This window comes from Streptomyces sp. NPDC001137 (assembly GCF_040298885.1).
In the GTDB taxonomy this organism is placed as follows: Bacteria; Actinomycetota; Actinomycetes; order Streptomycetales; family Streptomycetaceae; genus Streptomyces.
Window position 1 is genome coordinate 136,424 of record NZ_JBEPBA010000015.1, and the last position, 12,162, is coordinate 148,585.

The 12,162-nt window shown below is 70.8% G+C and carries 11 protein-coding genes; 1 reads left to right on the top strand and 10 read right to left on the bottom strand.

The annotated features are described in order from the left end of the window. Nucleotides 1–4: 4 nt before the first annotated feature. The 6 genes from ABT254_RS27905 to ABT254_RS27930 all read right to left on the bottom strand — a co-directional run bounded on the left by ABT254_RS27905 (nucleotide 5) and on the right by ABT254_RS27930 (nucleotide 7,496). Nucleotides 5–3,043: a helix-turn-helix transcriptional regulator gene (locus ABT254_RS27905; RefSeq protein ID WP_351475803.1), complete on the bottom strand. Its 3,039-nt coding sequence runs from the start codon at nucleotides 3,041–3,043 to the stop codon at nucleotides 5–7. 143 nt (nucleotides 3,044–3,186) lie between these two features. After that, nucleotides 3,187–3,372, bottom strand: coding sequence for a hypothetical protein (locus ABT254_RS27910; RefSeq protein ID WP_351475554.1), 186 nt, complete (start codon nucleotides 3,370–3,372; stop codon nucleotides 3,187–3,189). A gap of 208 nt (nucleotides 3,373–3,580) precedes the next feature. Further along, nucleotides 3,581–4,138 carry a hypothetical protein gene (locus ABT254_RS27915; RefSeq protein ID WP_351475557.1) on the bottom strand — a complete coding sequence of 186 codons (558 nt, stop codon included), beginning with the start codon at nucleotides 4,136–4,138 and terminating at the stop codon, nucleotides 3,581–3,583. A gap of 80 nt (nucleotides 4,139–4,218) precedes the next feature. After that, nucleotides 4,219–4,791, bottom strand: coding sequence for a GNAT family N-acetyltransferase (locus tag ABT254_RS27920; RefSeq protein ID WP_351475559.1), 573 nt, complete (start codon nucleotides 4,789–4,791; stop codon nucleotides 4,219–4,221). Beyond that, complete coding sequence (locus ABT254_RS27925) at nucleotides 4,769–7,012, bottom strand: MMPL family transporter (RefSeq protein ID WP_351475562.1); 2,244 nt, start codon at nucleotides 7,010–7,012, stop codon at nucleotides 4,769–4,771. The genes ABT254_RS27920 and ABT254_RS27925 overlap by 23 nt, the downstream gene beginning before the upstream one ends. 190 nt (nucleotides 7,013–7,202) lie before the next feature. After that, nucleotides 7,203–7,496, bottom strand: a complete 294-nt coding sequence (locus ABT254_RS27930; protein WP_351475565.1) for a hypothetical protein — start codon at nucleotides 7,494–7,496, stop codon at nucleotides 7,203–7,205. Nucleotides 7,497–7,682: 186 nt separating this feature from the next. Between ABT254_RS27930 and ABT254_RS27935 the strand changes: the two genes are divergently transcribed. Beyond that, a complete protein-coding gene (locus ABT254_RS27935) occupies nucleotides 7,683–8,486 on the top strand; it encodes an SAM-dependent methyltransferase (protein WP_351475568.1) in 804 nt (267 codons plus the stop codon). Between the two features lie 56 nt (nucleotides 8,487–8,542). On the opposite strand, the gene gatB is transcribed toward ABT254_RS27935, so the two are convergent. Genes gatB through gatC form a run of 4 tightly spaced genes read right to left on the bottom strand, consistent with a single transcriptional unit; the run spans nucleotide 8,543 to nucleotide 12,116 of the window. Next, nucleotides 8,543–10,057, bottom strand: a complete 1,515-nt coding sequence (gatB, locus tag ABT254_RS27940; RefSeq protein WP_351475571.1) for an Asp-tRNA(Asn)/Glu-tRNA(Gln) amidotransferase subunit GatB — start codon at nucleotides 10,055–10,057, stop codon at nucleotides 8,543–8,545. Nucleotides 10,058–10,072: 15 nt separating this feature from the next. After that, a complete protein-coding gene (locus ABT254_RS27945) occupies nucleotides 10,073–10,315 on the bottom strand; it encodes a hypothetical protein (protein ID WP_030942833.1) in 243 nt (80 codons plus the stop codon). Beyond that, nucleotides 10,312–11,814, bottom strand: a complete 1,503-nt coding sequence (gatA, locus tag ABT254_RS27950) for an Asp-tRNA(Asn)/Glu-tRNA(Gln) amidotransferase subunit GatA (protein ID WP_351475573.1) — start codon at nucleotides 11,812–11,814, stop codon at nucleotides 10,312–10,314. Before gatA ends, ABT254_RS27945 begins: the two co-directional genes overlap by 4 nt. 5 nt (nucleotides 11,815–11,819) lie before the next feature. After that, nucleotides 11,820–12,116 carry an Asp-tRNA(Asn)/Glu-tRNA(Gln) amidotransferase subunit GatC gene (gatC, locus tag ABT254_RS27955; RefSeq protein WP_030851400.1) on the bottom strand — a complete coding sequence of 99 codons (297 nt, stop codon included), beginning with the start codon at nucleotides 12,114–12,116 and terminating at the stop codon, nucleotides 11,820–11,822. Nucleotides 12,117–12,162: the final 46 nt, after the last annotated feature.

The window sequence follows — 12,162 nt, forward strand, 5'->3', positions numbered from 1 at the left end:
TCCGTCATCCGGCGATCAGGCGGTCGCCGTCCCCCGGCGGGAAGAGTCCCCGTCGATGCGCCACCGCCGCCGCCTCTCCTCTTCCTGAGACGCCCAGCTTCCCCAGAATGTTCGACACATGGACGCTGGCGGTCTTCGGGGAGATGAAGAGTTCCTCGGCGATCTGGCGGTTGGTGCGGCCGGCGGCGACCAGGCGCAGGACGTCGCGTTCCCGTCCGGTGAGGCCGAGCGCCTCCGCCGGGTCGGCGGGCCGAGGGTCCGGGACGCGCTTGAGGGCGAGGCGGCCCCGCTGGGCGAGCAGGGCGACGGCGTCGGCAAGGGGGCGGGCGCCGAGGTGGTCGGCCACGGCGTGGGCCAGGCGCAGCAGTTCGGTGGCGCGGTCGCGCTCGTCGTCGCCGCCCGAGGCGAGAAGGGCCTCGGCCAGCCGGTGGCGGACACGGGCGAGGTCGTAGGGGCGGTCCAGGGCTTCGAAGGAGGTGACCACGTCCGACCAGGTGTCGGTGGTGTCGCGGCCCTCGGCGCGGGCGAGTTCGGCGCGGACCCACTGCTCGTGGGCGAGCCAGATGGGGGTGTCGGTGGTGGTCTTCTTGACGGCCTCGCGGAGCCGTTCCAGGGCGTCGGCGCGGCCCTGGGCCGCCGCGGGCAGGGCCCGGGCGTCGGCCTCGGCGGTGGCGGCGGCGAGCAGCAGCGGCCAGCCGTAGCGCTGGGTGCCGGGCGGTATGTCGGAAACCAGGGCGCGGGCCAGTTCGGCCCGGGCGTCGAGGAGGCGGCCCTCACCGGCGGCCACGCCGATCTCGATGCGGGAGAGGAGCAGGGTGTGCTGAGGCATGGGATCGTGCGTACCCAAGTAGCCGCGGGCAGCGGCGAGTTGACGGGCGGCCTCGGGCAGGTCACCACGGCCGAGGGCGACGTGGGCGAGGCAGCTGGCGCCGCCGCCCCGGGGCTTGGCGCCGTGTCCCACGCGCAGGGCGCCGGCCGCCGCGTCGGCGGCCTCGTCCCAGCGGCCCAGGGAGTAGAGCGCCTCGGAGAGGTTGGCCCACACCCAGGCCTCGGAGTCCAACTGGCCGAACTTCCTGGTGTAGACGAGGCCTTCCTGGAGGAGGGGAACGGCTTCGCGGGTGCGGCCGACCGCGTCCAGTTCGGAGGCGAGATTGACGTAGGCGCGACCGGCGACGTACGAGACGCCTTCCTCCAGGGCCCGGTCCTTGACCTCGTACATCTCGGCGAGGCCCGCCTCGACGGAACCCGCGTCGACCATCAGGCCGCCGTAGGTGAGGCGGGCGTTGAGCTCGGTCTCGCGGGCGCCGACCATGCGGGCGTACTCGACGGCACGCTCGGCGGAGGAGAGGGCGTCGGGGCCGGGTTCGTGGAGCATCGACCAGTTGGCGGCGGTGGAGAGCACCTCGGCGTGCACCTCGGAGGGCGGCAGTCCGCGGACCAGCTCCTGGGCGGTGCCGAGTTCCTTCCAGCCGTCGCCTCGGGCGAGAGCCTGTACGAGACGGGAGCGCTGGACCCAGAACCAGGCGGCGCGCAGGGGGTCGCCCTCCTCCTCCAGCAGATGCAGGGCCCGCTTGGTGATCTGCAGGGCGCGTTCGCGTTCCCCGGACAGCCGGCCGGCGACCGCGGCCTCGGCCATCAGGTCCATGTAGCGCAGGGGTGTGGTGGCCGGGTCGCAGCCGCAGGGCGGGTAGACCTCGGTGTAGTCGATGGGGCGCAGCCGGTCCCGTACGTCCTCGGGGGCGGTGTCCCACAGCTCCATCGCCCGTTCCAGGAGCCGCAGTTGCTCGCTGTAGGCGTGGCGGCAGCGGGCCTCGACGGAGGCGTCCAGGACGGCGGGCAGGGCCTTGGCCGCATTGTGGGCGTGGTACCAGTAGCTGGCCAGGCGCATGACACGCTGGTCGGCGGGGACGAGCGTCGGGTCGGCCTCCAGGGCCTCGGCGTAGCGGCGGTTGAGGCGGGAGCGCTCGCCGGGCAGCAGGTCGTCGCTGACGGCCTCGCGGACCAGCGAGTGGCGGAAGCGGTAGCCGTCGCCGGCGGTCGTGGCCAGCAGGATGTTGGCGTTCACGGCGGCCCGCAGCGCTTCGATGAGGTCGTCCTCGGCGAGCTGGGCCACGGCGGCGAGCAGCGGGTACTCGACGGTGGAGCCGCCCTCGGCGACGATCCGGGCGACCCGCTGCGCGATCTCGGGCAGGCCCTCGACACGGACCAGGAGCAGGTCGCGGAGGGAGTCGGTGAGGCCGGTGCCGCAGCCCTCGCTGGCGCAGACGGCGAGTTCCTCGACGAAGAAGGCGTTGCCGTCGGAGCGTTCGAAGATGTCGTCGATCTGGGCGGGGTCCGGTTCGGCGGCGAGGATGCCGGCGATCTGGCGGCCGACCTCCTCCCGGTTGAAGCGGCCGAGTTCGACGCGGCGGACGGTGCGCAGCCGGTCGAGTTCCGCGAGCAGGGGGCGCAGCGGGTGACGGCGGTGGATGTCGTCGGCGCGGTAGGTGGCGAGGACGACCAGGCGGCCGGTGCGCAGGGTGCGGAAGAGATAGGCGAGGAGGTGGCGGGTGGAGGCGTCGGCCCAGTGGAGGTCTTCGAGGGCGACGACGACGGTCCGGTCGGCGGCGACGCGTTCCAGGACGCGGGCGGTGAGTTCGAAGAGGCGGGCCATGCCCTCCTCGTCGTGCCGCCCTCCGGAGGTTTCGCCCAGTTCGGGCAGGAGCCGGGTGAGCTCCTCCTCCTGGCCGGCGGCCGCGGCGGCGAGCTGGTCGGGCAGTTCGCGGCGCAGGGCGCGCAGGGCGGTGGAGAAGGGTGCGAAGGGCAGCCCGTCGGCGCCGATCTCCACACAGCCGCCGAGCGCGACGACGGCGCCCTGACGGCAGGCCGCGGTGGCGAACTCCTCGACCAGCCGGGTCTTGCCGACCCCGGCCTCGCCGCCGATCAGGAGGGCCTGGGGGGTGCCTGCGGCGGCTTGGGCGAGGGCGTCGTTCAGCGTGTCGAGTTCTTCTGTTCGGCCGACGAACACGGGGCTTACGGACCTGGTCTCCACGAAGCCGAGCATCGCACGCGGGTCCGACAGCGCGGGAACGGTTTTCGTCCGGGGGCTGCCGCCCCCGGACTCCCGCTCCGGCCCTGGAGGGGCCTTGTCCTCGAACGCCGGGAGGGCCGGCTCTTCGCGCCCGCCCTCCCGGAGCTTGACCGCGCTCACGCCGCGCGGGCGGAGCGTAGCCGGCGAAGACCCCGGCTATGGCTTTCGTCCTCGGCGGCGTGGCGGGTGGCCTCGTGGCGGGCGGCGCGGCGGCCGCGGACGACGGCGCGGGCCAGCCGCTCCTGCTCGGCCTCGCGGATCAGTTCGGCGGAGCGGAGCTGGGAGATCTCGTACTCGTACATGGTGTGTCCCTTGTGAGTGGTGGTTTTCGGGCTTCGCTTGCTGCGATGCCTCAACCTTCGTCTCCAAGGGGGGTGCGCCACATCGGGAGAGTTCCGCATCTTCGGGCCCACCGGGGGCCTTAGATGTGCGTGAGGGGCCTCAGGAGCTCCGTAAGGTACTCACGGATGCCCTAAGACCCCTCAGGACCTGCGGTGATGCGGTGGTGGTTCAGCTGGTCGACGGCAGGCCGAGCAGGACGTCGGTGTACTTCAGGACGGCCAGCAGCAGGCCGATGACGCCGAGCGCGACACCGCCCCAGGCGACCGACTTGATCCAGGCCGGCTGGGGCCTGCCGGGGGCGCCGAAGGCGGGCCGGGCGAGCACCACGACACCGACGACCAGCGCGAGGAGCGCGAACAGTCCGCCCCACAGGGCGCTGGTCTGCCAGGCGTCGCCGTAGACCTCCTTGACCTGCTTGGCGACCGTCGCGGTCTGCGAGGTCTGCAGCTGGCCCACGAGCGTCTCGCGCGCGGCGGCCACCGTGCCGATCCAGCTGCCCGTCAGCGAGACGATGCCGAGCCCGGCGGAGACGACGGCGCCCGCGCCCTGGCCGACGCCGGAGGGACCTTCCTCGTCGCTCGCGCGGTCGCTCTCGACAAGGTCTGCCTCGGCGGTCGCCTCCTCGGGGGTCTCCTCGGCGGCGGTGGCGTCCACCGTCTGCTCGTCGGTCTTCACTTCGGTGGCCTCGGTCGTGCCGGCCTCGTCATCAGTCTTGGTGGTTCCCATACCTCGCACCGTACGGACGCTGTCTGAGAGGTCTCTTAATGATCGTCGGGGCGATCGCGGAGGCCTCTTCTTGCGGATCGTCAATGATCGTTGTGTTCGGCACGCGCGCGTGCTTCGCGCCACTCCGGGGCGAGGATCGACCACACCTCGAGGTCGTGCCGCACCCCACCATAGGGGTGTGCCTGGCGCCGTACACCGTCGCGGGTCATTCCGAGACGCCGGGCGACGTTCAGACTGGGTACGTTTCCCGAGGCCGCGACCCATTCGATGCGGTGGATGCCGCGCTCCTCGACCGCCCAGTCGATGAGCACCCGCATCGCGCGGGTGACCAGTCCGCGGCCCGTCGCCGCGGGCTCCAGCCAGCAGCCGACCTCGGCGTTGCCGGTCTCCGCGTCGAAGTGCAGTGTGAGCACGCCACCCACGAGCTTTCCATCCAGCCAGATGCCGTGGAGCGAGCCGGTGTCGGCGGCGCGCATGTCGGCGTACCGCTGGAGCACCTCGCGTGCGGAGGGCACGTCGACGGCCTTCGAGCCGAAGGCGATGAACTGCCCGATGAAGTCCCGTCCGCGCTCCAGATGCGCCAGGAACTCCTCGGCGTGCCACGGCTCCAGGGGACGCAGTTCGGCACCGTCACCCAGAGGTATCGCGTACATCCTCGTCCTGCCCCTTCGCCAGTACGTCCGCCACCTCGGCGTCCGTCGCCGCGGCCAGCCTCTCATGGGCCGCGCGGGCTTCCGGCGGTTCGATGCTGATGCGGGGCAGGCGCTGGTCGAGCCAGCGGGGCAGCCACCAGTTGGCGCCGCCGAGCATGTGCATGAGGGCCGGTACCAAGAGGGTGCGCAGCACGAAGGCGTCGAGGGCGACCGCGGAGGCGAGCGCGATGCCGAACATGGCGATCACGCGGTCTCCGCTGAGCACGAAGGCGAGGAAGACCGAGATCATGATGACCGCGGCCGAGTTGATCACCCGGCTGGTCTCGGCGAGCCCGACGCGGACGGCGCGCCGGTTGTCGCCGGTCTCCAGCCACTCCTCGTACATCCGGCTGACCAGGAAGACCTGGTAGTCCATGGACAGCCCGAAGAGGACGGACACCATGATCACGGGGAGGAAGGGCTCGATGGGGCCCGCGCGGCCGAGGCCCAGCAGTTCGCTGCCCCAGCCCCACTGGAAGATCGCGACGACGATTCCGAAGGCGGCGGCGACGGCGGCGACGTTCATCGCGGCGGCCTTCACCGGGATGCCGATGGACCGGAAGGCGAGCAGCAGGAGCAGACAGCCCAGGCCGATGACGACGCCCACGAACAGGGGCAGCTTGCCGACGATGACGGCGGCGAAGTCGTCGTAACTCGCCGTCACACCGCCGACGTGCAGATCGAGCGAGGTGCCGGTCTCTGCGCGCGGCAGCACCTCGGTGCGCAGCCGGTCGACGAGGTCGCTGGTCTTCTGCGACTGGGGCGCCGACTCGGGGACGATCGTGAAGTACGCGGTGTCGCCGCCGGTGTTGTAGGTCACCGGAGTCACCGAGGCGACACCCTCGGTGGTGCGGATGGTGGCGTCGAGGTTGTCGAGGGCGAGCTTGTCCTCGGCGCCGTCGACGCGCGTCACCACGGTCAGCGGGCCGTTGACACCGGGCCCGAAACCGTCGGCGAGGCGGTCGTACGCCTGCCTGGTGGTGGATGTCTTCGGGTCGTTGCCCTGGTCGGAGGTGCCCAGGTGGAGGGAGAGGGTGGGCAGCGCCAGGACGGTCATGACGACGAGCGCGACGATGCCGAGCACCTTGGGGTGGCGTTCCACGAACGCCGACCAGCGGTGGGCGAAGCCGGTGGGCAGCTCCGGCTGCGGCCCGTGCTCCTCCAGATGGCGCCGCTCACGCCGGCTCAGGGCGCGCGGGCCTATGAAGGACAGCAGGGCGGGCAGCAGGGTGACGGAGGCCGCGACCGTCAGGACGACGGTCAGCGAGGCGGCGATCGCGACGCCGTTGAGGAAGCTCAGTCTGAGGATCAGCATCCCCAGCAGGGCGATGCAAACGGTGGCACCCGCGAAGACCACGGCGCGTCCCGTGGTTGCCACCGCGCCGGTGACCGCCTCGGTGACGGACAGCCCGCGTTTGAGTCCGCGTCGGTGTCTGGTGACGATGAACAGCGCGTAGTCGATGCCGACGCCGAGTCCGATCAGCATGCCGAGCATGGGCGCGAAGTCGGCGACGGTCATGGCGTGCCCGAGCAGCACGATCGCGCCGTACGCGGTGCCGACGCCGACCAGCGCGGTCGCGATGGGCAGCATCGAGGCGGCGAGCGAGCCGAAGGCGAGGAAGAGGACGGCGGCGGCGACGACCACGCCGACCACCTCGGCCAGATGTCCGCCCGCCGACTCGGTGAGCCCGATGGCGCTGCCGCCGAGTTCGACCTGGAGACCGTCGGCCCGGGCCGCCTCGGCCGTGCGGACGACGGCCTCGGCCTCGGGCTTCTTGATGTCCTCGGCCCGGTCCTCGAAGGTGACCGTGGCGTACGCGGTGTGCCCGTCGGCGCTGATCCGGCCCGCGCCCTGGCCGTCGTAGGGGCCGCTGACGGAGGCGATGCCGGGCAGGTCCGCGATCTTGTCCAGGGTCTCGGTCATCGTCTGCTCGACGTCGGCGGCCCGGACGGTGCCGGAGGTGGTGTGCCAGACAACGGTGTCGGTGTCACCGCCGAACCCCGGGAAGCCGTCCTGCAGCAGTTGCATGGCCCGGCCGGACTCGGTGCCGGGAGCCTCGTAGTCGTTCGAGTACGCCGAGCCGGTGACGGCGGCGGCCGCGCTCACCCCGCCGAAGGCCAGAAGCCACAGCAGTACCGCGACGAGGCGGTGCCGAACACACCAGCGTGCAAGGGCTGCCACGAACGTGCTCCCAGGTGGATTTGTGGATCTTTGACCGGGAACAGTCGTTCACAAGATGAACAGCCCGCAAAGAACGCATGAGCAATGCGAAGACCACTCTTGCAGGCAGAAGTGATCGTTTATGCCATTCGTGGAGTTATTCACACGAGTGGGAGCCAGATCACAGGACAGTAACGAGAACTCTGTCACCTCAGTCGAACTGGTCCCCCAGCGCCATCACCATCGCCCCGATGATCAGCAGCCACAGCGCCCGCCGGGTATGCCCCCGGGAGCCCAGCACCGCGGCCAGCGCGCACACGAGGGCGCCGAGGGCGTAGGCGCCCGGCACCAGCGCCGGAGCGGACCCGGTGGCTCTCAGCACCGACGCGGCCAGCCCCGCGAGGGCCAGCAGCGCCCCGGTCCCGGCCGCCGTCCAACGGGCCCGCCGCGCGACCTCGGCAGGATCCGCGAGGTCCGGTATCTCGGAATCACCGCGTCCACTCATGGCGGGCGAGCGTAGCGCGTCCCGCTGGGAAACCGGATGCGGGGCGCCCACGAGGGCTGCTAGCTTCCGCCCGTCGACAGTCCCCGGCTCCTCGCCGACGACCGAAGCGGGTGCATTGTTTGAAGGTCCGACCGAGCTCCTACGCATCGACTTCCACTACGAAGATCACAAGGAGCCCGTTCACCGATGTCCGACACCAGGACCACGAACGACGACCTGACTGACCGCCTCACCCACCCCCGATGGGCCCGCAGCAACCGCTACGACGCCCGCTGGACCATCGAGAACCAGATGGGCCCGCACGCGCTGTGGCTGCTGGAGTGGCTGGCCCCCGCGCTCGGCCTGGAGGAGCTGCGCCCCGGCGCCCGCGTCCTCGATCTGGGCTGCGGCCGCGCGATGACGTCCGTCTTCCTCGCCAGGGAGTACGACGTCCAGGTCACCGCGGCCGACCTGTGGGTGAAGCCCGACGACAACGCCGTACGCATCGCCGAGGCGGGCGTCGCCGACCGCGTGCTGCCCGTGTACGCCGAGGCCCACGACCTGCCCTTCGGCCAGGGCACGTTCGACGCGATCGTGTCCGTCGACGCGTACCAGTACTTCGGCACCAACGACCTGTATCTGCCCACGCTCACCCGGCTGTTGAAGCCGGGCGGACGGATCGGGATCGTCGTACCGGCACTCCGGCAGGAACCGGAGGGCGACGAGCCGCCGGAGCACCTGAAGGAGTACTGGGAGAAGGACCCCGGCTTCTGGGCGTTCCACACCCCCGCCTGGTGGCGCCGCCTGTGGACCCGCAGCGGGGCCGTGGAGGTCGAGACGGCCGACTGGCTCGAGGACGGCTGGCGCGACTGGCTGCTGTGGAGCGAGGTGTGCGCCGAGGAGAGCCCCAGCGCGTTCATGGCGGACATGGCGCGCTGGTCCGTGGACCTCATGCACGCCGACGTCGGGCATCTGCTCGGCTTCGCACGGATCGTGGGTCGCCGGCTGTGAGCTGACATGGCCGGGGGGCTGCGCCGGTACGCCGGCGCAGCCCCCTGGTCGCGTGCTCAGCCCTCGCTGACGCCCAGCTTCTGAAGGATCAGCTCCTTGACGCGGGCCGCGTCGGCCTGACCGCGGGTCGCCTTCATGACCGCGCCGACCAGGGCGCCGGCCGCGGCCACCTTGCCACCGCGGATCTTGTCGGCGATGCCCGGGTTGCCGGCGATGGCCTCGTCGACCGCCGTACCCAGCGCCGAGTCGTCGGAGACGACCTTCAGACCGCGCTTGTCGACGACCTCGTCCGGGGTGCCCTCGCCCGCGAGAACGCCTTCGATGACCTGGCGGGCCAGCTTGTCGTTCAGATCACCGGAGTTGACCAGCGCGGTGACCCGGGCGACCTGCTCCGGCGTGATCGCCAGCTCGTCGAGCGAGGTGCCCGACTCGTTGGCGCTGCGGGCCAGTTCACCCATCCACCACTTGCGGGCGGAGGCCGCGTCGGCACCGGCGTCGATCGTCGCGACGATCGGGTCCAGCGCACCGGCGTTGAGGATCGCCTGCATGTCGGTGGCGGAGATGCCCCACTCGGCGAGCAGCCGGGTGCGGCGGGCCAGCGGCAGCTCGGGAAGGGCCGCCCGGATCTCCTCGACCCACTCGCGCGAGGGGGCCACCGGCACGAGGTCCGGCTCGGGGAAGTACCGGTAGTCCTCGGCCTCTTCCTTCACCCTGCCCGAGGTCGTCGACCCGGTGTCCTCGTGGAAGTGGCGGGTCTCCTGGACGATCGTGCCGCCGCTGCTCAGCACGGCCGCGTGCCGCTGGATCTCGAAACGGGCCGCACGCTCCACGGACCGCAGCGAGTTGACGTTCTTCGTCTCGGAGCGCGTGCCGAACTTCTCGCTGCCCTTGGGCATCAGCGAGAGGTTCACGTCACAGCGCATCTGCCCCATTTCCATACGGGCTTCCGACACGCCGAGCGCCCTGATGACCTCGCGCAGCTCACGGACGTACGCCTTCGCCACCTCGGGGGCACGGTCGCCCGCGCCGACGATCGGCTTGGTGACGATCTCGATCAGCGGGATGCCGGCCCGGTTGTAGTCGAGCAGCGAGTGCGAGGCGCCGTGGATACGGCCGGTCGCGCCGCCCACATGGGTCGACTTGCCGGTGTCCTCCTCCATGTGGGCGCGCTCGATCTCCACGCGGAAGGTCTCGCCGTCCTCCAGCTGTACGTCGAGGTAGCCGTTGAAGGCGATCGGCTCGTCGTACTGGGAGGTCTGGAAGTTCTTCGGCATGTCCGGATAGAAGTAGTTCTTCCGGGCGAAACGGCACCACTCGGCGATCTCGCAGTTCAGCGCGAGACCGATCTTGATCGCCGACTCGACGCCGGTCGCGTTGACGACCGGGAGCGAGCCGGGCAGGCCGAGGCAGGTGGGACAGGTCTGCGTGTTCGCGTCCTGACCGAGCTCGGTCGAACAGCCGCAGAACATCTTGGTCTTGGTGCCGAGTTCGACATGGACCTCGAGGCCCATGACGGGGTCGTACGACGCGAGAGCGTCCTCGTACGACACCAGGTCGGTCGTGGTGGTCACGGTGAAACTTCCCTCTCAGCCCAGCAGGACGTCGTCGTCGCCCAGCCGCTTCAGCTCGCGGTACAGGATGGCGAGGCCGGTGACGATGCCGACGGCGGCGACCGTCGCGTCGATCAGCCGCAGGGTGTCCTGTTCGGCCTTGGCCTTCTTGATCCGCTTGGCGACACCGAACGCGCCGAAGGCGGTGGTGGCGATGGACACGTACGTACCGGACTTGGACTTCTTGAAGTCCTTGGCCTTGGTCAGTGCCTTGGTCACAGCGACGGAGCCTCCTCGAGGAGCGGGTGCCCCCACCTTTCCACGAAGGCGGCCTCGACGGCTGCGCCGACCTTGTAAAGACGGTCGTCCTTCAGCGCCGGGGCGATGATCTGCAGACCGACCGGGAGGTTGTCCTCCGGGGCCAGACCGCAGGGCAGCGACATGGCCGCGTTGCCCGCCAGGTTGGTCGGGATGGTGCAGAGGTCGTTGAGGTACATCGCCAGCGGGTCGTCGATGCGCTCGCCGATGGCGAAGGCGGTGGTCGGGGTCGTCGGCGAGACGATCACGTCGACCTGCTCGAAGGCCTTCTCGAAGTCGCGCGTGATGAGCGTGCGGACCTTCTGGGCGGAGCCGTAGTAGGCGTCGTAGTAGCCGCTGGACAGGGCGTACGTGCCGAGCATGATGCGGCGCTTCACCTCGGGGCCGAAGCCTTCGGCGCGGGTGAGGGAGGTGACCTCCTCGGCGGAGTGCGTGCCGTCGTCGCCGGAGCGCAGGCCGTAGCGCAGACCGTCGAAGCGGGCGAGGTTCGAGGAACACTCGCTCGGCGCGATCAGGTAGTACGCCGACAGCGCGAGGTCGAAGCTGGGGCAGTCCAGCTCGACGATCTCGGCGCCCAGTTCCTTCAGCAGCGCGACGGACTCGTCGAACCGCTGGATGACGCCGGCCTGGTAGCCCTCGCCGCGGAACTGCTTGACGACGCCGACGCGCATGCCCTCGACGCTGCCGTTGCGGGCGGCCTCGACGACCGGCGGGACCGGCGCGTCGATGGACGTGGAGTCCAGCGGGTCGTGCCCGGCGATGACCTCGTGCAGCAGCGCCGCGTCCAGGACCGTACGGGCGCAGGGACCACCCTGGTCGAGGGAGGAGGAGAAGGCGACCATGCCGTAGCGGGAGACCGCCCCGTACGTCGGCTTCACGCCCACCGTGCCGGTGACGGCGGCCGGCTGGCGGATGGAACCGCCGGTGTCGGTGCCGATGGCGAGGGGCGCCTGGAAGGAGGCGAGCGCGGCACTCGACCCACCGCCGGAGCCACCGGGGATCCTGGTCAGGTCCCACGGGTTGCCGGTCGGGCCGTACGCGCTGTTCTCGGTGCTGGACCCCATGGCGAACTCGTCCATGTTGGTCTTGCCGAGGATGACGACGTCGGCGGCCTTCAGCTTCTTGGTGAGGGTCGCGTCGTACGGCGGGATCCAGCCCTCGAGGATCTTCGAACCGACGGTCGTCGGGACGCCCTCGGTGGTGAAGATGTCCTTGAGCGCGAGCGGGACACCGGCGAGGGGGCCGAGCTTCTCGCCCCGCTCCCGCTTCTCGTCGACGGCACGGGCCTGGGCCAGGGCACCCTCGCGGTCGACGTGCAGGAAGGCGTGCACCTTCTCGTCGACGGCCTCGATACGGGCCAGGTGGGCCTCGGCGACCTGGACGGCCGTGAGCTCGCCGGAGGCGATCTTCGCGGCGGTCTCGGCGGCCGTGAGCTTGATGATGCTGACGTTCTCCGTCATGGCGGTTAGTCCTCCCCCAGGATCTGCGGCACCTTGAAACGCTGCTGCTCCTGGGCCGGGGCGCCGGAGAGCGCCTGCTCGGGGGTGAGCGAGGGACGGACCTCGTCCTTGCGCATGACGTTCGTCAGCGGGAGCGGGTGCGAGGTCGGCGGTACGTCTTGGTCGGCGACCTCGCTGACGCGAGCCACCGCGCCGATGATGTCGTCCAGCTGGCCTGCGAAGTGTTCGAGCTCTTCGGGCTTCAGCTCCAGACGCGCCAGCCGGGCGAGGTGGGCGACCTCCTCGCGCGTAATGCCAGGCATGCAGCGTTCCTCTGGGGTGAGTGTGTGTGGTTGGGGGCAGGCGGAT

Excerpts from the sequence above, each read along its gene's own strand:
- gatA (WP_351475573.1), bottom strand. The coding sequence starts at position 11,814 with ATGACGGAGAACGTCAGCATCATCAAGCTCACGGCCGCCGAGACCGCC.
- gatC (WP_030851400.1), bottom strand. The coding sequence starts at position 12,116 with ATGCCTGGCATTACGCGCGAGGAGGTCGCCCACCTCGCCCGGCTGGCG.
- ABT254_RS27910 (WP_351475554.1), bottom strand. The coding sequence starts at position 3,372 with ATGTACGAGTACGAGATCTCCCAGCTCCGCTCCGCCGAACTGATCCGC.
- ABT254_RS27905 (WP_351475803.1), bottom strand. The coding sequence starts at position 3,043 with ATGCTCGGCTTCGTGGAGACCAGGTCCGTAAGCCCCGTGTTCGTCGGC.
- ABT254_RS27935 (WP_351475568.1), top strand. The coding sequence starts at position 7,683 with ATGTCCGACACCAGGACCACGAACGACGACCTGACTGACCGCCTCACC.
- ABT254_RS27930 (WP_351475565.1), bottom strand. The coding sequence starts at position 7,496 with ATGAGTGGACGCGGTGATTCCGAGATACCGGACCTCGCGGATCCTGCC.
- ABT254_RS27915 (WP_351475557.1), bottom strand. The coding sequence starts at position 4,138 with ATGGGAACCACCAAGACTGATGACGAGGCCGGCACGACCGAGGCCACC.
- ABT254_RS27920 (WP_351475559.1), bottom strand. The coding sequence starts at position 4,791 with ATGTACGCGATACCTCTGGGTGACGGTGCCGAACTGCGTCCCCTGGAG.